Origin of the sequence: Tsukamurella asaccharolytica (assembly GCF_007858435.1) — a bacterium.
Lineage (GTDB): Bacteria > Actinomycetota > Actinomycetes > Mycobacteriales > Mycobacteriaceae > Tsukamurella > Tsukamurella asaccharolytica.
This window is the reverse complement of the sequence record NZ_VIGW01000004.1, coordinates 82,829-102,670: the sequence shown is the minus strand read 5'-3', so window position 1 is coordinate 102,670 and position 19,842 is coordinate 82,829. Positions and strand designations below refer to the sequence as shown.

Sequence of the window (19,842 nt, the reverse complement as noted above, 5' to 3'; positions counted from 1 at the left end):
TCCTGTGAGAACGCGGGTGAATAGCGGGATACACCCCGGTGCCGCGCCCCTGTCACAGCGCCGGGCGCGGGATGTCCGGCGGAATCGACGCGACGTACTCGTCCGCTTCCGCGAACCGCAGGGAGTCGATGGCGCCACCGAGCGGCAGCTCGGGCTCGACGGATTCGATCACCCGCTCGGCCGCGAGCAGCTCGGCGACGGTGCCGTGGCGGGCCACGGCGCGCAGCTGGGACCAGGTGGGCGGGAGGAGGAAGCAGCGTCCCGCCGACCAGTCCGCGAGCGCCTGCGTCGCGGTCCGCCAGCCGGCCTCCTCGACCTCGCTGGTGCGGTCGTCGGCGTGCTGCCCCTCCGGCAGCGCCGCGAGGAAGAAGCGGGTGTCGTAACGCCGCTTCTCGTTCTTCGGGGTGATCCAGTGCGCGAGCGGGCGCAGCAGGTCGGCGCGCAGCACCAGTCGCTCGTCCCGGAGGAATTGGGCGAGGGAGAGTTCCTTGGCCTCGAGCCTGGCGCGCGCGGGCGCAAGGGAGGCGACATCGGGTGCGCCGCCGTCGGCCTCGGAGACGAGTAGGACGCCGCACTCCTCGAAGGTCTCGCGCACCGCGGCGCAGACGAGCTGGCGCGCGCCGCGCTCGCCGGCTCCGAACCGCTCCGCCCACCAGAGCGCGCCGGGCCCATGCCACGCGAGGTCGACCTCACCGTCGCGGGGGTCCACCCCGCCGCCCGGGAAGACGGTCATGCCGCCGGCGAAGGCCATCTGCTGCACCCGGCGCTGCAGGAAGACCTCGATCCCGTCCGCGCCGTCGCGGACCAGCACGACGGTGGCCGCATCCCGCGGCGGGACCGGGTCCGCGGGAGATTCGATGTTCGAAGGCATCGGCTCACCGTATCGCGACCGGCCCGCGCCGATGTCGGGTTCGGGACCCTCCCGCTCGCCGGACGATTCAGTCGAGCTCGAGCGCCCGGGTGACGGCGGCGGCGCGAAGGTGCGAAGACGCCGGACCGCCGGGGCGTTCACCGGGGGTGCACCGTCGGGGTCGATGGGCGCAGCAACGACGACCGCGAAGTCGTCGAACTGCGCTGGTGCTCTTAGCAGTTCGCGCAGCTCCCTTGACAGTTCGACGTGCACCCTGCCATCGTTCGTAGACGCGGGATGAAGGTCAGGAGTGTCCATGGCTCAGCACTACCCACTCCTCGCCGAGCGCGTGCGATCGCAGGCCGATCTGCTGCCCGAGCTGTACGGCGACGTCGATTTCGATCGCACACCGTACCGACACACCGCGGACCCCGGCGTCGAATCCACCCTGCGCCCGCGGGAAGGTCGCCGGGCGGTGACCCTCGAGGACGAGCGCATCGTCGAATTGATCGCGACCACGACGCTCCTCGGCGATGTCGTGGCCGATCCCTACGCCGCCCTTGAGCCGCGCTTCGGCACGAAGACTCTGGTGGCGATGCTGCGCCGGGCCTGCCGCGACGGTATCGACGCCGTGCCGGACGCCCCGGACGAGCTGCGCGCCTTCCTCGCCGCGATGGAGGAGATCCCCGCGTGGATCAATATGGAGCTCGTCGAGGAAGGCGCCCGGCTCGCACGGGTCGGGTCGGCACTGACCTCGCCGTTCATCACCCGCGGGGTGTTCCTCGCGACCTTCCTCAACACCTACGCCGCCCTGCCGATGGCGCTGACCGGAGCGCTCTCCGGTAAACGCGCCGCGCGACGGATCAACGAGACCGCGCACTTCTTCGCCGTGACGACTCTGCCGGGGGCGTTGGAGCGCCGCCGCGAGGGCTTCGAGGCCGCGGCGATGGTGCGCCTGATGCACTCGACGGTGCGGTTCCACGCCCTGGCCCGGTCCGACGCCTGGGACCGGGACGTCTACGGCATCCCCATCCCCCAGGTCGACCAGATGCCGGCCGGCACCGTCGGCAGCTACCTCCTCGCGATCCGCGCGCGGAAGGAGAAGCGGGACTTCGACGCCCATGAGCGCGCGATCGTCGAGTTCAACCGCTACCGCTGCTTCCTGCTCGGCCTTCCCGAGGAACTACTGCCGACCACCCCGAAGGGCATCATCCAGGTCTTCAACGGCCGGGCGGCGCTGCTCCGCGACGATTTCGACGACGAGACCTGCGGCGCCCTCGTCCGATCGTCCATGGAGGCCTACCTGCGACCGGACCGCAGCCCCTTCGACGAGGTGGCGAGCCGGGTCGAGAAGGCCTGGAGCAAAACCTCGTTCGCAGTGGCCTTCTGCGACGGCCGACCGTCGAAGGCCGCACGGATGGGCGTGGACTTCACCCCCGTCGACGTCGCGCTCGTCGCCATCACCGCGCCGTTCATCGGCGGTCGCACGATCGCCGCCGAGATCGGGGTGAGGACCCCGATCGTGCGCGACGGCGTCGACCTGTACCTGACGAGGCTCATCCGCCGCCGCCTCGCCACCTACGGGCACCCCGAATTCGTAACCGACGGTGCCGACTACGCGAGGACCTGACCGGTACCGGCGGATTCCGCGCGACGCTCAGGACGCGCTGTCACGCACGCGATGCCGCACCAGCGCGGCGACACCGTAGGACCCGGCGACCCCTCCGACGAACATCGCGGCCGCGCCCGGCAGCAGGCCCGCAACGGGCCGACGCACGCCGGCCCGCGCAAGACGCCCCGACGCCCACCACCAGAAGGGCAGCACAGTGATCGGCGTCGTCACGACGCCGGGCGCGTAGCCGCCTGAACCCGCCGCCAGCGCGAGGTGCGAGAAGCCGTGCAGGCCGTAGGCGAGCAGTGTCGCGTGAACCTGTCGTGACGCACCGACGGCACCGGCCGTCAGCGACTGATCGTCGCTGACGGCCGGTGCGCCGGAGTAGGAGCTGGAACGGTTCGGATCCTGGGCCCCGACCCGTCGGCTCCGTCAGGACCGGGGCTCGAGCAGACCCGGAAGGCGCCGCATGACCTCCTCCAGCGGCCCCGTCGTGCGACGACGGAACCACAGCGTTGCGAAGACGAACGCGCCGACTGTGAAGGCGAGCCACATCGCCGTGCCGCGCCAGTCCGTCACCAGCCACGCCTCTTGCTGCGAGTCCTGCACCGTCTGCAGCAGCACGAACACCGCCACGATATGCAGGCAGTACAGCGTCAGCGACATCCGGCCGACTCGCGCCATCGGGGCCAGCAGCCGCGGGGCGGCCCGCCCGACGAGGAGGCAGGCACCGATGAGGACGAGCGCGAAGCCGATGTTGCCGATGATCTCGAGTTGCGTACCGGAGTGCGGCTGCGCGCCGACGAATCGGTAGGCATCACTCCATACCCAGCCCCAGGCATTGCTTTCGGACTCCTCCGGGGCGGGCATCCCACCTGCGGTGATCACACCGCCGAAACCGTCGAACACGGTTCCGGTCGCGGACGAGAGGACCCACGCCGTCGGATACGCCAGCAGCATCGTCGCGCCGAGACCGAGCAATCGCACGGCGGTTGCGCGACGGTCGAGCGCGAGCCGTCCCACCGCGATACCGGCGGCGAGGTAGAAGATCCAGACCAGGACCGGATAGTTGCCGGTAGCGATCAGCTTCGCGAACTCGGCCTCGGGATCTCCGAACCGGGTGATCAGCGCTACTGCGGCGGCGTTCACCACCGGCCCGAACAGCACACCGGTGACCGCGGTCCACAACAGCGCACGGTCGCTCAGGCCGACCAGCGGGAGTGCGAGCCAGAAGAGCACGGCGTAGGTCGCGAGAATGATCGAAATGTGCACGCCGAGAGTGACGAGCACGCCGCCGACGAAGAACAGGAAGACGCCGCGGTAGACGATCTCCCGGCGTCGCGCGGCCAGCCCCTCACCCGTGCGGCCACGGGTCATCAGCCCGAGCCCCAGGCCGGAGAGCAGGACGAACAGGGCGGAGGATCGTCCGACGACGATGCCGTCCCAGGTGGACGGATCAAGAAGGACGAACTCCTGCTTGCGGCCGACGTGTGCGTAGAACATGCCGATGACGGCGAGCGCGCGGGCGACATCGAGGCCGATCACCCGCGCCGCGGGCGTGCGCCGGACCGTCGGTCGCTCGGCGACGTCGGTGTCCGGCGCGCCGGCGGCAGTGGTCGTACTAGTGGTCATGATGGGTCACTTCCTGCGGGCTCCGGCGCCCGCTCGGGGAACGGTCGAGGTACGGGTTTGCGTCAGTGGCCGCCGGCGCGCGGCGATGTCGGGTGATCATGTCCTCAACCTTCGTCCGCTGGGGGGCGTGAGAACTCCGCCCTTGGGATCGGGAAACGGCGATCGGGATTAGCCGGGAGGGGGTTGACACCAAGTCATCGGGCAGCTATGCGTCCGGCTCACGGGTGTCGTCGAGCCCGCCGGTGCCGTACGGTGCTGCCATGTCTCGCACCAGCTGGACCGTCGGAGTGCGCGTCGCTCCCCTCGTGGTGGTGCCCGTTCTGCTCGCCGTCAGCGTGTATCCCGGGCGCTTTCACGCCTCCCCCGGCTACATCGCCGGATCGATGCTCGCCGCGCTGCTCTTCGCCCTCGGCAGTCGCGCCCCGTTCACGGTGTCGCTCGCGCTGTCGGTGCTGTGCGGATGGTTGCTCACGGTGGAGGCGTGGGGGCCGGCCGGGCTCGTCCCCTACCTCGCGGCGCTCGCCCTCGCCGAACTGGCTGCCTCACAGCGTCCGCGGTGGCAGGTCGTCGCGGCGACCGTCGTGTGGGCGGCGTGCTACATCACAGGATCGGTGCTCGACAGCGAACAGCACACCCTGATCCGTGTGCTCGCCGAGACGATCAGCTTCGTCGGGTTACCGGTCGTCGGTGGGCTGTACATGCGCGAGCGGTTCGCTCTGGCCGAGCGCGAACGGCGCGAGCTGGAACGCGAGGCATTGCACGCGCGGCGGGACGAACGCGCCGCCCTGGCGCGGGAATTGCACGACCTGATGGCGCACCACATGTCGGCCATCTCGCTCCGCGTGGGGGTGGCCCGCACCGTCTACGCGGGCATCGATCCCGGTCTCGACGAGGTCCTGTCGGACATCCATGAGACGGCGACGGACTCCCTCGCTGACATCCGACGCCTCCTTGCCGCCTTGCGTGAGCGGGAACCGGTGCAGAACCGGACGATCGACGACGCCGAGAGCGAGATCCGGCGCGCGGTGGCACGGACCACCGACGCCGGCTTCGCGGTGGACGCGCGGATCGACCTGGGCGACGCACCGCCGGCGGCGATCGACGCGCTGACTCTCGTACGGGTGATCCAGGAGGCACTCACCAACGTGATGAAGCACGCGCCCCGGGGCGCCGCGGTCAGCGTGGACGTGGTGCGCGGCGACGGGGCCTGGGAGGCACGGGTGTCCAGCCCGCTCCCCGCACACGCCTCGCGAGGACACGGCTACGGCCTCACTGGAATGGCTGAGCGCGCCGAGCTCGCGGGTGGACGCATCGCAGCCGGACCGCAGGGCGACCGGTGGGTCGTTGCGCTGTCGGTACCGACTCGGCACACGTAGCTCAGTCGCGGAAAGCGAACCGCGCCAACTCGACCCGGGAACCGGCGCCGGTCTTCTGCCGAAGGTTCGCGACGTGCGCCTTCACGGTGGACTCCGCGACGTGCAACCGGCCCGCGATCGCCGCATTGCTCAGCCCCTCGGCGACGAGGGTGAGGACGTCGTTCTCCCGTTCGGTGAGCGGCACCGCGGGTTCCCGCACCGACGGGGCGGGCGACGCCGTCCGGGCGCGGACGGCGTCGCCCAGGACCCGGCGCGCCGGCCCTGGTGACATCGGTACCTCCCCGTCGAGTGCGCGGCGCAAATTGTCCAGCAGCGCGTCGGGAGCGATGTCTTTGACCAGGAAGCCGACGGCGCCGGCCGCGAGGGCGGGATACATGTGTTCGTCGTCGTCGAACGTGGTGAGCACGACGATGCGGGCGGCCGGATCCGCGGCGATGATCTGCTCGATGCCGCGAACCCCGTCGACTCCGGGCATCCGCAGGTCCATGAGCACGACGTCGGGCGCGAGCTCGCGGTACGCACGCGCCGCCTCGTCGCCGTTCGTGGCCTCGCCGGCCACGGTGAAGTCGGGGGCCGCACTGAGCAGCATCTTCAGGCCGTCACGGATCAACCGCTGGTCGTCGACGATCAAGACACTGCTCACCCAGCCGATCCTAGACGCGGAGCGGCCCGACGGTGTCAGCCCTGCCCTTCGCGGACCGCCCGCTCGATCCGCTCCCCGATCTGCGGATCGACGGCGCGCCAGTAGTCGAAGGCCCGCGCCAGGACGGGCTCGCTCACCCCGTCGAGCAGATGCCCGGAGACGTTGGAGACCAGCCGGTCGCGCTGGGCGTCGTCCATCACCTCACGGACCAGGGTGCCCGCCTGCGAGAAGTCGTCGTCCTCGCGGTGCGCGACGTACGCCGCCCGCACGATCTCGCCGTCGGCCGCCCATTGCGGCTCCGGCTGTCCGGGGTAGTCCGCCGCCGGGCCGCCCTTCGAGTTCGGTGCGTACACCGGGTCCCGCACGGGATCGATGCGCATGGCGCCGTCCTTGGAGTAGCTGCGCACCTCGTTGCGGGGCCGGTTCACCGGGATCTGCTTGTAGTTGGCGCCGAGCCGGGCGCGGTGCGCATCGGCGTAGGCGAAGACGCGGCCGAGCAGCATCCGGTCCGGGCTCAGCCCGATACCGGGGACCAGGTTGTTGGGCTCGAACGCCGCCTGCTCGATCTGCGCGTGGTTGTCGGTCGGGTTGGTGTGCAACGTCATCCGGCCGACCTCGCGCAGCGGGTAGTCGGCGTGCGGCCACACCTTCGTCAGGTCGAACGGGTTGAACCGGTAGTCGGCCGCCTCGTCGAACGGCATCAGCTGGACCTTGAGTGTCCAGCTCGGGTGCTCTCCGCCGGCGATGGCGTCGAACAGGTCCCGCACGTGGAAATCGCCGTCCGCGCCCGCCAGCCGGTCCGCCTCGTCCTGGGTGAGCGTCTCGACGCCCTGGTCGGAGATGAAGTGGTACTTGACCCAGTGCTTCACCCCTTCGGCGTTGACCCACAGGTACGTGTGCGAGCTGTAGCCGTTCATGTGGCGCCACGACCTCGGGATACCCCGGTCGCCCATCAACCACGTGACCTGGTGCGCGGACTCGGGCGAGAGCGTCCAGAAGTCCCACTGCATGTCGTGGTCCCGCAGATTGTTGTCGGCGCGGCGCTTCTGCGAGCGGATGAAGTGCTGGAACTTCATCGGGTCCTTGATGAAGAACACGGGCGTGTTGTTACCGACCATGTCGTACACGCCGGCCGGGGTGTAGAACTTCAGCGCGAAGCCGCGCGGATCGCGCCACGTGTCGGGGCTGCCCCGCTCGCCCGCGACCGTCGAGAACCGCGCCATCATCTCCGTTTTCGCTCCGGGCGCGAACACTTCCGCGCACGTGAACGCCGAGACATCCGCCGTCGTCTCGAACGTGCCGAAGGCGCCGCTGCCCTTCGCGTGCGGCTGTCGCTCGGCGATCCGCTCCCGGTTGAACTGCGCCATCTGTTCGATCAGGTGGTGATCATGCAGGACTACGGGACCCCCGGCGCCCACGGTCAACGAGTGCTCGTCGCTGCCCGCCGGGGCGCCGGAGTCGGTCGTGGTGAAGTTCGCGTTCTCGGACATGATTGTTCTCCTCCGCGTATCTGATTGGCATCCAGGGCTGTTCACCTCCGCCGGGCTGACGACGGAGGGAATCGCGGTCCACTTCCCACCGTAGCGAACGCGAGCGAGCCCCGCCCGGAGAAACCGGACGGGGCTCGTTCAGAGAGGAGTTGCGCTCAGCCCTTGTGCGACTTGACGGCCTCAGTGAGCTGCGGGGCGACGTCGAAGAGGTCGCCGACGATCCCGTAGTCGGCGATCTCGAAGATCGGGGCCTCTTCGTCCTTGTTGACGGCCACGATGGTCTTCGAGGTCTGCATGCCGGCGCGGTGCTGGATCGCGCCCGAGATGCCCAGGGCGATGTACAGCTGCGGCGAGACCGTCTTGCCGGTCTGGCCGACCTGGAACTGGCCCGGGTAGTAGCCCGAGTCGACGGCGGCGCGCGAGGCGCCGACGGCGGCACCCAGCGAGTCGGCGAGTTCCTCGACGACCGAGAACTTCTCCGCCGAGCCCACGCCGCGGCCACCGGAGACGACGATGGACGCCTCGGTGAGCTCCGGGCGGTTGCCGCCCTGGATCGGCTGCTTCGAGATGACCTTCACCGCGTTCTCGGCCTCGGCCGGGACCGCGACGTCGACGATCTCACCCGCGCCGGCGACGCCGTCGGCCTCGATGGCACCGGGACGCAGCGACGCGACAGGGGTGTCGCCACCGGCGGTGGCCTCGACGGTGAACGCGCCACCGAAGATCGAGTGGGTCGCGGTCCCACCGGGGCCGAAGGCGATCGCGTCGGCGATCAGCCCGGAGCCGAGGCGCGCGGCGACGCGGCCGGCCACCTCCTTGCCCTCGAACGTGGCGGCGGTGAGGATCGCGGCGGCACCCTGGCTCTCGGCGAGCTCGGCGAGAACGCCGACCTTCGGGGTCACCAGGTGGGTGTCGGCGTCGGCCGACTCCGCGCGGTAGATCTTGGCGGCGCCTGCGGCCTTGAGCTGCTCGGCGATGGCGTCGGTGGTGCCGGGGGCGCCCACGACGACGGCGGCGGGCTCACCCAGCGCCTTGGCGGCGGTCAGCAGCTCAGCCGTGACCTTCTTCAGATTCCCGTCGACCTGCTCGACGAGGACGAGTACGTCTGCCATAACGGCTTCTCTCCTTAGGAGTGGATTCGAGGGGACTTAGATGATCTTCTGGCCGATGAGGAACTGCGCCACCTTGGTGCCGCCGTCGCCCTCGTCCACGACCTTCTCGCCCGCCTCCTTCGGCGGCTTCGGCGTGACAGCCGTGACGGAAGTGGCAGCGTTGGCGCCGCCGACCTCGTCGAGCTCCACGCCGATCTCCGCGAGGGAGAGCACGGTGATCTCCTTCTTCTTCGCAGCCATGATGCCCTTGAAGGAGGGGAAGCGCGGCTCGTTGATCTTCTCGTTCACCGACACGATGGCGGGAAGCGAGGCCTCGAGCTCGAAGACGCCCTCGTCGGTCTCGCGCTCGCCCTTGAGCGAGTCTCCGTCGATGACGAGCGTGCGCATGTGGGTCAGCTGCGGCAGGCCCAGGTACTCGGCGAGGATGGCCGGGACGGCACCGACGCGACCATCGGTGGCCTCGTTACCTGCGATGACGAGCTCAACGCCCTCGATGGTGCCCAGCGCGCGGGCGAGGACCCAGGAGGTCTGAATCGCGTCGGAGCCGTGCATCGCGTCGTCCTGGACGTGGACGGCCTTGTCAGCGCCCATGGACAGCGCCTTGCGGATCGCATCGGTGGCGCTCGCGGGGCCGACGGTCAGAACGGTGACCTCGCCGCCGTGGGCCTCCTTGATCTGGAGCGCGGCCTCGACGGCGCGCTCGTTGATCTCCTCGAGCCACGGGTCGATCGACCTGTCGACCGTGAAGTCATCGGAGAGCTTGCGCTCGGACCCGGGATCGGGAGCCTGCTTGATCAGTACGACTACGTTCGTCATTGGTCTTCGTCGACCTCCATCGATGATCGGGATACTCGTAAGCCACATTCTCACACTGCCGCGAGGTACGGATGAACGTCCCCGCCGCAGGTTCTGCGAGTAGAACGTAGCACCGCCTCACCACACTGTTTAACGCCAGAGTAAGTTACCGGACGGTAACTGTCCATGTGGGATGGCCCACCCCGCACCGACTAGGCTGAGAAGAATGTGTGACCCGCTGCCCCTGACCGGCGAGCGAACCGTCCCCGGTATCCCCGAGGAGAACTATTGGTTCCGCCGGCACGAGATCGCCTACGTCGCGATCGCCCCGCGATACGCCGGGAAGTCGGTCTTCGAGGCCGGCAGCGGCGAGGGCTACGGCGCCGCCATGTTGGCCGACGGCGGCGCGCGGGTGACGGCACTCGACTACGACGAGTCGGCCGTCGCGCACGTCCGCTCCGCGTACCCGGCGGTGACCATGCTGCACGGCAACCTGGCCGAGTTGCCCCTCGAGGACGGCTCCGTGGACGCGGTCGTGAACTTCCAGGTGATCGAGCACCTGTGGGACCAGCCGCAGTTCCTGCGCGAGGTGGCCCGCATCCTGCGGCCCGGCGGCGAGCTCGCGATCTCGACGCCGAACCGCGTCACCTTCTCCCCCGGCCGCGACACCCCGCTCAACCCCTTCCACACCCGCGAGCTGAACTCGGCCGAGCTCGTCGAGCTACTCGAGGGCGCCGGACTGGAGGTCACCGAGAAGCTCGGCGTCTACCACGGCGCGCGCCTGGCGGAGCTGGATCGCCGCCACGGCGGCAGCTTCATCGATGCGCAGATCGAGCGCTCGCTGGCCGGTGAGCCGTGGCCCGAAGAACTGTCGAACGACGTGGCCGCCGTCGCCGCGCAGGACTTCGACCTGCGCGCCGACGCCCCGGACAGCCTCGACCTGTTCTTCTACGCGAGGAAGCCGTGACCGCCAGGCGCGAGCCCGGGATGATCGCCTTCGTCCTGCACTCCCACCTGCCGTGGCTCGCCCACCACGGCGCGTGGCCCGTCGGCGAGGAGTGGCTGTACCAGTCGTGGGCGGCCTCGTACCTGCCCGTCACGGAAATGCTCGACCGGCTCGCCGCCGAGGGCCGCACCGATCAGCTGACGCTCGGCGTGACGCCTGTGCTGGCCTCGCAGCTCGACGATCCGTACTGCCTCGAGGCCATGCACCACTACCTCGGCAACTGGCAACTCCGCGCCCACGAGGCCGCGCTCTCGGGCCGCCCCGCCGCGGCCGAGCTCGGCGCGCGCGAGCACCGCAACGCGGCGCACGCGCTCGCCTCGTTCGAGACGCGCTGGCGCCACGGCGGCAGCCCCGTGCTGCGCCGGCTCGCGGACGCCGGCACCGTCGAACTGCTCGGCGGCCCGCTCGCGCACCCCTTCCAGCCCCTGCTCCACCCGCGGCTGCGCGAGCTCGCGCTGCGCGAGGGCCTGGCGTACGGCACGGCCCGGCTCGGTTCCCCCGCCCGGACCGGGATCTGGGCGCCGGAGTGCGCGTACAAGCCGGGCATGGAGGCGGGGTACGAGGCCGCCGGGGTCACGCACTTCATGGTCGACGGGCCCACGCTCGGGGGCGACACGGCCCTCGCCCGCCCCGTCGGGGACTCGACGGTGCTCGCCTTCGGCCGCGACCTGCCCGTGAGCTACCGCGTGTGGTCGCCCAAATCCGGCTACCCCGGGCACGCGGCCTACCGCGACTTCTACGCCCACGACCACGCCACGGGCCTCAAGCCCAGCCGGGTGACGGGCAAGAAGGTCGCCGAGGCCGAGAAGGCCCCGTACGACCCCGCGCGGGCCGAGGCCGCGATCGACAAGCACGTCGCCGACTTCGTGGACACCGTGGTCGCGCGGGTGCGGTCGGAGAGCGCGCGGATCGGCCGCGACGCCCTCGTGGTCGCGGCCTTCGACACGGAGCTCTTCGGCCACTGGTGGTACGAGGGCCCGATCTGGCTCGAGCGCGTCCTGCGCGCCCTCCCCGAGGCCGGGGTGCGCGTGGGCACGCTGCGCTCCGCCGCCGAGGCGGGGTATGTCGGCGAGGCCCGCGAGATCCCCGCCAGTTCGTGGGGCTCGGGTAAGGACTGGCACGTCTGGGACGGCCCGCTGGTGCGGGAGTTCGTCGAGCTCAACGAGGAGATCACGACGACGGTGCTGCGGGTCCTGGACAAGCGGGCCGGCCTCACGCGCGACGTGGTCAGCGACCAGGTGCTGCAGGAGGCGCTGCTGTGCCTGCAGTCCGACTGGCCGTTCATGGTCTCCAAGGACACCGCCGCCGCGTACGCCCGCGACCGCGCGTACAAGCACGCGCACGCCCTGCGGGAGATCGCCGAGGCCGCCGAGCGCGGCGACGAGGCCCGCGCCGTCGCCCTGGCCCGCACCTGGCGACGCGCGGACGATCCGTTCCCCGGCCTCGACGCCCGGCGCCTCCCGGCGCCGCTGGGAGGGTCCTGACATGCGCGTTCTGCTCGTCTCCTGGGAGTACCCGCCCGTCGTGGTCGGCGGTCTCGGCCGGCACGTCCACCACCTCGCGCTGCAACTGCGGGACCAGGGCCACGAGGTCGTCGTCGTCTCGCGCCAGCCCACCGGCACGGACCCGCGCAGCCACCCCACATCGGATCTCGTTGCCGACGGGATCCGGGTCATCATGGCCGCCGAGGACCCCCTCGCGCTCGACTTCGGCGCCGACATGATGCCGTGGGTGCTGTCCATGGGGCACTCCATGCTCCGCGCGGGCCTGAGGCTCGCGGGGTACAACCCCACCGCCGGCGAGGACGCGCTGCACGGCGCCGGCACCGTCGGCCGGCCCTGGGTGCCCGACGTGGTGCACGCCCACGACTGGCTGGCCGCGCACGCCGCCGTCGGGCTCGCGGAGGCCTTCGACGCGCCCCTCGTCGCGACCATCCACGCCACCGAGGCGGGCCGGCACAGCGGGTGGGTCTCCGGGCCGGTGAACCGGCAGGTGCACTCGACCGAGTGGTGGCTCGCCAACGAGGCCGACGCGGTGATCACCTGCTCCCGGTCGATGTCCGACGAGGTGAACCGCCTGTTCGGGCCCGGACTCGCGCAGCTGCACACCATCGCGAACGGCATCGATGCCACCGCCTGGCCGTACCGGGATCGGTCCCGCACGGCCGCCCGACGGGGCGCACCCCGCCTGCTGTACGTCGGCCGGCTGGAGTACGAGAAGGGCGTGCAGGACCTCGTCGCCGCGCTCGCACGGGTCCGGCGCACGCACCCCGGGACGACGTTGACGGTGGCCGGCGACGGCACGCAGGCCGGGTGGCTGCGCGAGGTCGCGCGGGAGCACCGGGTGCTGCGGGCCGTCGAGTTCACGGGCGCGCTCGACCACGAAGAGCTGGTCGCGCAGTTGCACTCGGCCGACGCGCTGGTGATCCCGTCGCGGTACGAGCCCTTCGGCATCGTCGCGCTCGAGGGCGCCGCGACCGGCATCCCGGTCATCGCGACCACCGCCGGGGGCCTGGCGGACTTCATCCGCACCGGGGAGACGGGGCTGTCGGTCGAGCCCGCCGACGTCCCCGGTCTCACCGCCGCGATCCGCGCCGTGCTCGATGATCCGGCCGCGTCGAACCGGTGGGCCCGCGCCGCGCGCACCGAGGTCGAGGACCTGACCTGGGAGGCCGTCGCCCGCGAGACCACGCAGGTCTACCTCGCAGCGAAGCGCCGCCCGCGCACCCCTCTCGGCCGCCGGGTGATCGACGAGCGGCCGTTGCCCGAGAGGGACCCGACCAACCCGGTGTAGCGGGTCGACTGACCTGGGAATTATGCATTATCGCGAATTCTGTGGCACCTTCGGTTCATGACCGTACGCCCGATCGACACTCCTCTCCACGAGCGCGAGGAGAGCCGGACGTGCTGATCCGGAACGAGATGCCGGAGGATCGCGCCGCGGTCGCCGGGGTGCACCGCAGCGCGTTCGCCCCCATCACGCCGCCCGGCCGGGCCGAGCCGATCGAGGTCGTGCTCGTCGAGGCGCTGCGGCTCAGCGGGGCGTGGATCGACGAGCTGTCCTTCGTCGCGGAGGACGACGACGGCGGCGTGATCGGCCATGTGTGCCTCACCCGCGCCGCTGTCGGCACGACGCCGGTCCTCGCGGCGGGGCCGCTCGGCGTGCGCTCCGAGGCGCAGGGGCGGGGCACCGGCTCGGCCCTGATCCTCGCGGCGCTCGGCGCCGCCGACGCCCTCGGCGAACGTCTGGTCGCACTACTCGGGCACAAGGACTACTACCCGCGCTTCGGCTTCGCCCCCGGCTCCGAGGTCGGCATCGTGCCCGACGTCGCGGAGTGGTCGGGCGACTCCTTCATGGTGCGCACGCTCGGCGCGTACACCCCGGAGGTGCGGGGCGAGTTCCACTACGCCCGCCCGTTCTACGTGCTGTAGATGCGACCGACTGACCGAGTCGAATCGCCGGTGAGCGCAGCGCGTCGATCACTCGGCGGGGAGCCCGCGGGCGTCGGCCTTCTTCCGCTCGATGTCGGCGAGCGCGCGCTCGAGCTCGGCGCGCTCGGCGATGTTCGCCTCCCACATGTCCTTGCGGTTCTTGACCACCTTCGCGGGCGAGCCGACCGCGATCGAGTACGGCGGGATCTCCCCGCGCACGACGGCGTGCGCGCCGAGGACGGTGCCGTGCCCGATGAGGGTGTTGCGAGTGACGGTGACCTTGGTGCCGACCCAGGTGTCGCCGCCGATGCGGACCGGGCCCTTCACGATGCCCTGATCCTTGATGGGGATGTGGATGTCGTCCATCTTGTGGTCGAAGTCGCAGATGTAGCACCAGTCCGCGACGAGCGACGCGGGGCCGAACTCGATGTCGAGGTAGCAGTTCACGACGTTGTCGCGGCCGAAGACGGACTTGTCGCCGATCCGCAGCGAGCCCTCGTGGCAGCGGATCTTGTTCGAATCGCCGATGTGCACCCAGCGGCCGATCTCCATGCGGCCGAGGCCGGGCGTCGCGTGGATCTCGACGTTCTTGCCGAGGAAGACCATCCCCTTGAGCACGATGTGCGGGTTCGCCAGGCGGAACTTCAGAAGGCGGGCGTACCGCACCAGGTACCAGGGCGTGTACGCCTTGTTCTTGAGGACCCAGCGCAGCGACGCGGGCGTCAGGAATCGCGCCTGCTGATCGGCCTGCCGCGCGTGCCGCCACCGCGATCGGTACGGAGCGTTCCACATGCTCGTCATGCAGGGGAGCCTATCCGGCGGGTGCGCCGCGCCGGTCCGGTACCGGGGCCGCGCTAGTCTGTGGGGCGATCATCGCAGTCGAGAGTCGAGGGAGACACATGCGGTTGGGTAGGCGCGCGCTCACGCTGGGCGCGACGGTGGTCGCCGCCGCAGTGCTCGTCTCGTGCACGCCCGACACCACCTGGGGGTACGCGGACGACTCGGCGGCCTGGCCCGGAATGTACGGCGACTCCCGCAACAGTTCCTACGCCGAGAAGGACGCCGCGGCCTCGCTGGTACCCGCCTGGACCCGCGGCCTCGTCGGACCGAACACGGTACAGCCGGCGATCTCCAACCGCGGCATCGTCTCGGTGACGGCGCGCACCGGGACCGGCTGCAGCACGTTCAACCTCGAACTGACAGTGGGCCGCAAGACCTACTGCCGCCGCGACGCCGCCGGGGCGGACCTGCAGGCCCCCCTCGTCGACCAGTTCGAGTACACCTACCTCGGCGTCCCGGGCTGGCTGTACAGCTTCAACGCCGACAATCAGGTGCGCTGGCGGTATCCCACCGCCGGCACGCCGCTCTGGATCAAGCTCGCCGGCGACAACACTGTGCTCGCCGTGACTCACCTCGGTCAGGTGGTCCTCGTCGACACCCACGCCGGCGATGCGGCGGGCGCCGCGATCGGGCTGTTCCCGCAGGTCTCCGCGAACGCGAACGGCGCCGGTCTTCAGGACTGCGCGACGAACGGCCCGGGCTGCCCTGTCTCCGGGCCGCCGGCCGTCGACACGCAGGCCGAGCGCGCCTTCGTCGTGGTCGGCGCCGGGAGCGGAGCGAGCGGGCCGGATCAGCGGGGCGGACGCGGACCGTCGAAGGTGATGGCCATCGACTACGACAAGAACGGCGGCGACCGGCACGACCTGCGCTACGCCTGGGAGCGCGCCGACCTGCCCGACGGGGCGATCGGCTCGCCCGCGCTGTCGTCGGACCGCTCGACGCTGTACGTGAACCTGCGGGGCCAGAAGCTCGCCGCGCTGGACGCGAAGACCGGCGCCACCAAGTGGACGCACGATCTGGGATACCAGAGCACGCTGCCCCCGTCGGTCTCGCCCGACGGGACCGTCATCCCCGCCGCGCCGGGGCTGCACCGCGCCCCCTTCGTCGCGCTCAAGGACGAGGGCTCGAGCGTGCGCGAGGCCTTCAGGCGCACCGACGTCGCGTTCGTCTCCCCCGCTACGCAGATCCGCGGCGGCGTCGGCTACGCCGTGGGGCGGTCCTGGGCTGCGGTGCAGACGCAGCTCATCGAATTCCGTACGGACACCGGCACCACCTTGCGCACGTTCGACCTGCCGGACTCGGTCACCTCCACCTCGGGCGTCTCGATCGGCCCCGACGGCGAGCTGGTCACCGTCGGGAACGACGGGACGGTTTTCGCGTTCACCTCCGGCCGCCGCACCGGCGACAGCGTCGCCAAGTAGTAGAACGGGAGCACGCCGACGATGATGGAGCTCAAGACCCCCTCCGAGATCGCGAAGATGCGGACCACCGGCATCTTCATCGCCGAGTTGCTCGAGGAGCTCACCGGCATGGCCGAGCCCGGGATGAATCTGATGGAGCTCGAGTACCGCGCACGGACGATGATCGAGGACCGCGGCGCCGTCTCCTGCTACTGGGACTATGCGCCGTCCTTCGGGAGCGGCCCGTTCCGCAACGTGACCTGCCTCGCCGTCAACGACGCCTGCCTGCACGGAAAGCCGCGCGAATACGTCTTCGAGGACGGGGACCTGCTCACCGTGGACATCGCGGTGTCGATCGACGGCTGGGTCGCGGACGCCGCCCGCAGCGTGAGCGTGGGCACCGCGCGCGACGAGGACACGCGCCTCATTCAGGCCACGCGCGACGCACTCGACGCCGCGATCGACCACATGCGCCCGGGCACCAGGCTCGGCACGGTCTCGGCCGCGATCGGCGAGGTCGCGAAGAAGTACGGCTACCCGGTCAACACGCAGTTCGGCGGGCACGGCCTGGGCCGGACGATGCACGAGGACCCGCACGTGCCGAACGCCGGCAAGGCCCGCAAGGGGATGCTCCTGCAGACCGGCACGACCCTCGCCCTGGAACCGTGGTTCTGCGCGACCACGGACAAGATCGTCTTCGACGCCGACGGCTGGACGCTGCGCTCGGCCGACGGCTCCCGCGCCGCGCACAGCGAGCACACCGTCGCCATCACGGAGGACGGCCCGTTCGTCCTCACCGCGCCGGCGTAGCGCCTCCGGCGGCGGCGCGATCCCGGTCGCGGCGCGCGTGCAACGTCAGCGCTGCGCGCCGATGAGCACCCGAGCGGCCTCGCGCGCGCCGTCGACCACGCCGTCGGGCCCGAGGATGGCGGCGGTGGTGAGCGCCCCCTCGGTCAGCAGGCCGATCTGGATCGCGACCCGCTCGGGCAGGCCGGCATCGGCGACCAGCGCGGAGAGCTCGTCCTGGTAGCAGGCCTTGTTGTGCACCGCCGCATCGGCCACGGTCGAGGACGTGGCCCCCAGTTCGCCGTAGCTGTTGATGAAGGAGCAGCCGCGGAAGTCGTTCTCGGTGAACATCTCGTCGAGCCAGTCGAAGACCGCGAGCACCTTCGCCTCCGGCGCCTCCGCCCGGTCGACGTACTTGTGCAGCCCCTCGGTCCACCGACGGTCGCGGATCGCCAAGACCTCGGCGACGAGGGCGTCCTTCGACGGGAAGAGCTTGTAGATCGCCTTGAGCGAGACGCCGGCGGCGGCGCGGATCTCGTCCATACCCACGGCCTGGATCCCTTTGCCGTAGAAGAGATTCTCCGCGGCTTCCAGTACGGCGGTGCGCTGTTGATCTGCATCCATCTTCGACTACCTCTTGACGCGAGAACGATCGTTCCCATACGATAGCACCCAGCAGGAGAACGAACGTTCTCCGCATTGCCGACCTAGGGAGCAGATCATGAGCAAGACCGTCCTCGAGCCCGCCGCCCAGGCCTTCTCCGACGCCACCGCCAACCCGCCGTACCTGTTCGACCTCGGCCCGGTCGAGGGCCGCAAGACGGTCGACGAGGTGCAGTCCGGCGAGGGCGTCGCCTTCCCCGAGGTCGACGAGGAGTGGATCACCGTGTCCGGCGGTCCCACCGGCGAGGTCCGCACTCGCATCGTCCGCCCCCGGGGCGCGACCGGCGTGCTGCCCGTCATCCTCTACGTCCACGGCGCGGGCTGGGTCTTCGGCAACGCCCACACGCACGATCGCCTGGTCCGCGAGTTCGCCGTCGGCACCGGCGCGGCCGTCGTCTTCCCCGAGTACGACCTCTCCCCCGAGGCGCGGTACCCGACCGCCATCGAGCAGAACTACGCCGTGGCCCAGTGGATCGTGAACTCCGGTGCCGAGAAGAACCTCGACGGTACCCGGATCGCCGTCTCCGGCGACTCGGTCGGCGGCGACATGGCCGCCGTGCTCGCGCTGCAGGCCAAGGCCCGCGGCGACGTGCAACTGGCCGGCCAGGTCCTGCTGTACCCGGTGGTGGACGCGAACTTCGAGACCGCCTCGTACCACGAGTTCGCCGAGGGCTACTTCCTGCGCCGCGACGCCATGCAGTGGTTCTGGGACCAGTACACGACCGACGAGGCGCAGCGTGCCGAGATCTTCGCCTCGCCGCTGAACGCGACCGTCGAGCAGCTGCGGGACCTGCCGCCCGCCACCGTCATCACCGCCGAAGCGGACGTCCTGCGCGACGGCGGCGAGGCCTACGCCGCCAAACTCCGCGAGGCCGGCAACGACGTGACGGCCGTGCGCATCGGCGGGGTCATCCACGACTTCATGATGCTCAACGCCCTGCGCGAGACCCACGGCGCCCAGGCCGGTTTCGAGATCGCGATCAGCGCCCTGCGCCGCGCCCTCGCCTGAGTCAGCGCCGGAACACCGGCTCCAGCCGCAGCAGCGCCTCCTCGATCTCCGCGGTCGCGCCCGCGAAGCTGAGGCGGATGAACCGACCACCCCGGGCCGTGTCGAAATCCAGGCCCGGGGTGATCGCCACCCCGGTCTCGTCGAGGACCCGTGCGCACCAGGCCAGGGAGTCGTCGGTGAGGTGGCCGACGTCGGCGTAGGCGTAGAAGGCGCCGTCGGGCGGCGCGACCTCCGTGACGCCGAGCCCCCGCAGCCCGGCGAGCACGATCTCGCGGTTGCGCGCGTATCCCGCGACGTGCGCGTCCAGCTCGGCCCGCGCCTCGTCGGAAAAGGCCGCGACCGCCGCGTACTGACTGATGGCCGGCGGGCAGATGGTCATGTTCGCGGTGAGCCGCTCGACGGGCCGCCTCAGGTACTCGGGCAGCAGCATCCAGCCGAGCCGCCAGCCGGTCATGGCGAAGTACTTCGACACCGAACCCATCACGACCTGCTCGCGGGAGCTCTCCCACGCGCAGGACGTGGGCCGGCCGTAGCTCACACCGTGGTAGATCTCGTCGGAGATGAGCAACGTGCCGTGCGCCTCGCACCAGCGCGCCAGGGCCGCGAGCTCCGACGGTGCCAGGATCGTCCCGGTCGGGTTGGCCGGGCTCGCGACGATGAGCCCCCGGGGCGGCGCGTCGAGCGAGTCCAGCATCGCGACGGTCGGCTGGAACCGGGTCTCCGCGCCGCAGTCGAGCTCGACGACCTCGCAGCCCAGCGCCGTCAGGGTGTTTCGATAGGCGGGGTAGCCGGGCCTGGCCAGGACGACGGTGTCGCCCGCGTCGAAGGCGGCGAGGAACACGAGGGTGAACGCGCCCGACGAGCCGGTGGTGACGGCCACCGCCTCCGGCGAGACGTCCAGGCCGTAGGCGCGCCCGTAGTGCGCCGCGATCGCCGCACGCAGCGGCGCGATGCCCATCGACTCGGTGTAGCCGAGCGGCCCGGCCTCCAGCGCCGCGTGCGCGGCGGCGAGAACGGGCTTCGGCGCTCCCGCACGCGGCTGGCCCGCCGCCAGCGAGATCACATCACCGTGAGTCTCCCTGCGCCGCGCCGCCGCGGCCAGCACGTCCATGACGTGGAACATCTCGACATCGGACCGGCGCGACTCCTGCATGCCGTCCATCGTGTCACCCGGGGCGAGAACGCGAGTCCGCCTGA

The 19,842-nt window shown here is 70.9% G+C and carries 19 protein-coding genes; 9 read left to right on the top strand and 10 right to left on the bottom strand.

What is annotated here, in order from left to right; all coding sequences use genetic code 11:
- Nucleotides 1-52 precede the first annotated feature (52 nt).
- Nucleotides 53-871: an NUDIX hydrolase gene (locus tag FK529_RS09605; RefSeq protein WP_146560769.1), complete on the bottom strand. Its 819-nt coding sequence runs from the start codon at nucleotides 869-871 to the stop codon at nucleotides 53-55.
- A gap of 295 nt (nucleotides 872-1,166) precedes the next feature.
- Here FK529_RS09605 and FK529_RS09600 point away from each other — a divergent pair, with 295 nt between their 5' ends.
- The gene (locus FK529_RS09600; RefSeq protein WP_146560768.1) at nucleotides 1,167-2,480 is read left to right on the top strand and encodes an oxygenase MpaB family protein; all 1,314 of its coding nucleotides are present in this window, start codon (nucleotides 1,167-1,169) and stop codon (nucleotides 2,478-2,480) included.
- Between the two features lie 27 nt (nucleotides 2,481-2,507).
- On the opposite strand, the gene FK529_RS20715 is transcribed toward FK529_RS09600, so the two are convergent.
- Together FK529_RS20715 and FK529_RS09590 are read right to left on the bottom strand one after the other, a co-directional pair.
- Nucleotides 2,508-2,813 carry an HXXEE domain-containing protein gene (locus FK529_RS20715; protein ID WP_146560767.1) on the bottom strand — a complete coding sequence of 102 codons (306 nt, stop codon included), beginning with the start codon at nucleotides 2,811-2,813 and terminating at the stop codon, nucleotides 2,508-2,510.
- Between the two features lie 81 nt (nucleotides 2,814-2,894).
- The gene (locus tag FK529_RS09590) at nucleotides 2,895-4,094 is read right to left on the bottom strand and encodes a DUF418 domain-containing protein (RefSeq protein WP_146560766.1); all 1,200 of its coding nucleotides are present in this window, start codon (nucleotides 4,092-4,094) and stop codon (nucleotides 2,895-2,897) included.
- 260 nt (nucleotides 4,095-4,354) lie between these two features.
- On the opposite strand from FK529_RS09590, the gene FK529_RS09585 reads away from it, so the two are divergent.
- Complete coding sequence (locus tag FK529_RS09585) at nucleotides 4,355-5,470, top strand: sensor histidine kinase (RefSeq protein ID WP_146560765.1); 1,116 nt, start codon at nucleotides 4,355-4,357, stop codon at nucleotides 5,468-5,470.
- A gap of 1 nt (nucleotide 5,471) precedes the next feature.
- On the opposite strand, the gene FK529_RS09580 is transcribed toward FK529_RS09585, so the two are convergent.
- The 4 genes from FK529_RS09580 to FK529_RS09565 form a co-directional block, all read right to left on the bottom strand.
- Nucleotides 5,472-6,113: a response regulator gene (locus FK529_RS09580; protein WP_146560764.1), complete on the bottom strand. Its 642-nt coding sequence runs from the start codon at nucleotides 6,111-6,113 to the stop codon at nucleotides 5,472-5,474.
- A gap of 35 nt (nucleotides 6,114-6,148) precedes the next feature.
- Complete coding sequence (locus FK529_RS09575; RefSeq protein WP_146560763.1) at nucleotides 6,149-7,603, bottom strand: catalase; 1,455 nt, start codon at nucleotides 7,601-7,603, stop codon at nucleotides 6,149-6,151.
- Nucleotides 7,604-7,758: 155 nt separating this feature from the next.
- Nucleotides 7,759-8,715 (bottom strand): electron transfer flavoprotein subunit alpha/FixB family protein, encoded by a 957-nt coding sequence (locus tag FK529_RS09570; RefSeq protein ID WP_146560762.1) that lies wholly within the window; start codon nucleotides 8,713-8,715, stop codon nucleotides 7,759-7,761.
- A gap of 36 nt (nucleotides 8,716-8,751) precedes the next feature.
- The gene (locus tag FK529_RS09565; protein WP_146560761.1) at nucleotides 8,752-9,531 is read right to left on the bottom strand and encodes an electron transfer flavoprotein subunit beta/FixA family protein; all 780 of its coding nucleotides are present in this window, start codon (nucleotides 9,529-9,531) and stop codon (nucleotides 8,752-8,754) included.
- Between the two features lie 205 nt (nucleotides 9,532-9,736).
- On the opposite strand from FK529_RS09565, the gene FK529_RS09560 reads away from it, so the two are divergent.
- The 4 genes from FK529_RS09560 to FK529_RS09545 all read left to right on the top strand — a co-directional run bounded on the left by FK529_RS09560 (nucleotide 9,737) and on the right by FK529_RS09545 (nucleotide 13,947).
- Nucleotides 9,737-10,477: a class I SAM-dependent methyltransferase gene (locus tag FK529_RS09560; RefSeq protein WP_146560760.1), complete on the top strand. Its 741-nt coding sequence runs from the start codon at nucleotides 9,737-9,739 to the stop codon at nucleotides 10,475-10,477.
- Nucleotides 10,478-10,497: 20 nt separating this feature from the next.
- Entirely contained in the window at nucleotides 10,498-12,000 is a 1,503-nt protein-coding gene (locus FK529_RS09555; protein WP_146561032.1) for a 1,4-alpha-glucan branching protein domain-containing protein, read from the top strand.
- A gap of 1 nt (nucleotide 12,001) precedes the next feature.
- A complete protein-coding gene (locus FK529_RS09550; RefSeq protein WP_146560759.1) occupies nucleotides 12,002-13,309 on the top strand; it encodes a glycosyltransferase family 4 protein in 1,308 nt (435 codons plus the stop codon).
- Between the two features lie 110 nt (nucleotides 13,310-13,419).
- Nucleotides 13,420-13,947 carry a GNAT family N-acetyltransferase gene (locus FK529_RS09545; RefSeq protein WP_146560758.1) on the top strand — a complete coding sequence of 176 codons (528 nt, stop codon included), beginning with the start codon at nucleotides 13,420-13,422 and terminating at the stop codon, nucleotides 13,945-13,947.
- 48 nt (nucleotides 13,948-13,995) lie between these two features.
- Here FK529_RS09545 and FK529_RS09540 read toward each other — a convergent pair whose 3' ends face one another.
- Nucleotides 13,996-14,748: an acyltransferase gene (locus FK529_RS09540; RefSeq protein WP_146560757.1), complete on the bottom strand. Its 753-nt coding sequence runs from the start codon at nucleotides 14,746-14,748 to the stop codon at nucleotides 13,996-13,998.
- 98 nt (nucleotides 14,749-14,846) lie between these two features.
- On the opposite strand from FK529_RS09540, the gene FK529_RS09535 reads away from it, so the two are divergent.
- Nucleotides 14,847-16,208 (top strand): PQQ-binding-like beta-propeller repeat protein, encoded by a 1,362-nt coding sequence (locus FK529_RS09535; RefSeq protein ID WP_146560756.1) that lies wholly within the window; start codon nucleotides 14,847-14,849, stop codon nucleotides 16,206-16,208.
- Between the two features lie 21 nt (nucleotides 16,209-16,229).
- Nucleotides 16,230-16,997 (top strand): type I methionyl aminopeptidase, encoded by a 768-nt coding sequence (map, locus tag FK529_RS09530; protein ID WP_146560755.1) that lies wholly within the window; start codon nucleotides 16,230-16,232, stop codon nucleotides 16,995-16,997.
- A gap of 45 nt (nucleotides 16,998-17,042) precedes the next feature.
- On the opposite strand, the gene FK529_RS09525 is transcribed toward map, so the two are convergent.
- Nucleotides 17,043-17,597 (bottom strand): TetR/AcrR family transcriptional regulator, encoded by a 555-nt coding sequence (locus FK529_RS09525; protein WP_146560754.1) that lies wholly within the window; start codon nucleotides 17,595-17,597, stop codon nucleotides 17,043-17,045.
- Between the two features lie 97 nt (nucleotides 17,598-17,694).
- Between FK529_RS09525 and FK529_RS09520 the strand changes: the two genes are divergently transcribed.
- Entirely contained in the window at nucleotides 17,695-18,645 is a 951-nt protein-coding gene (locus tag FK529_RS09520) for an alpha/beta hydrolase (RefSeq protein WP_146560753.1), read from the top strand.
- A gap of 1 nt (nucleotide 18,646) precedes the next feature.
- On the opposite strand, the gene FK529_RS09515 is transcribed toward FK529_RS09520, so the two are convergent.
- Complete coding sequence (locus FK529_RS09515) at nucleotides 18,647-19,807, bottom strand: pyridoxal phosphate-dependent aminotransferase (RefSeq protein ID WP_146560752.1); 1,161 nt, start codon at nucleotides 19,805-19,807, stop codon at nucleotides 18,647-18,649.
- Nucleotides 19,808-19,842 lie beyond the last annotated feature (35 nt).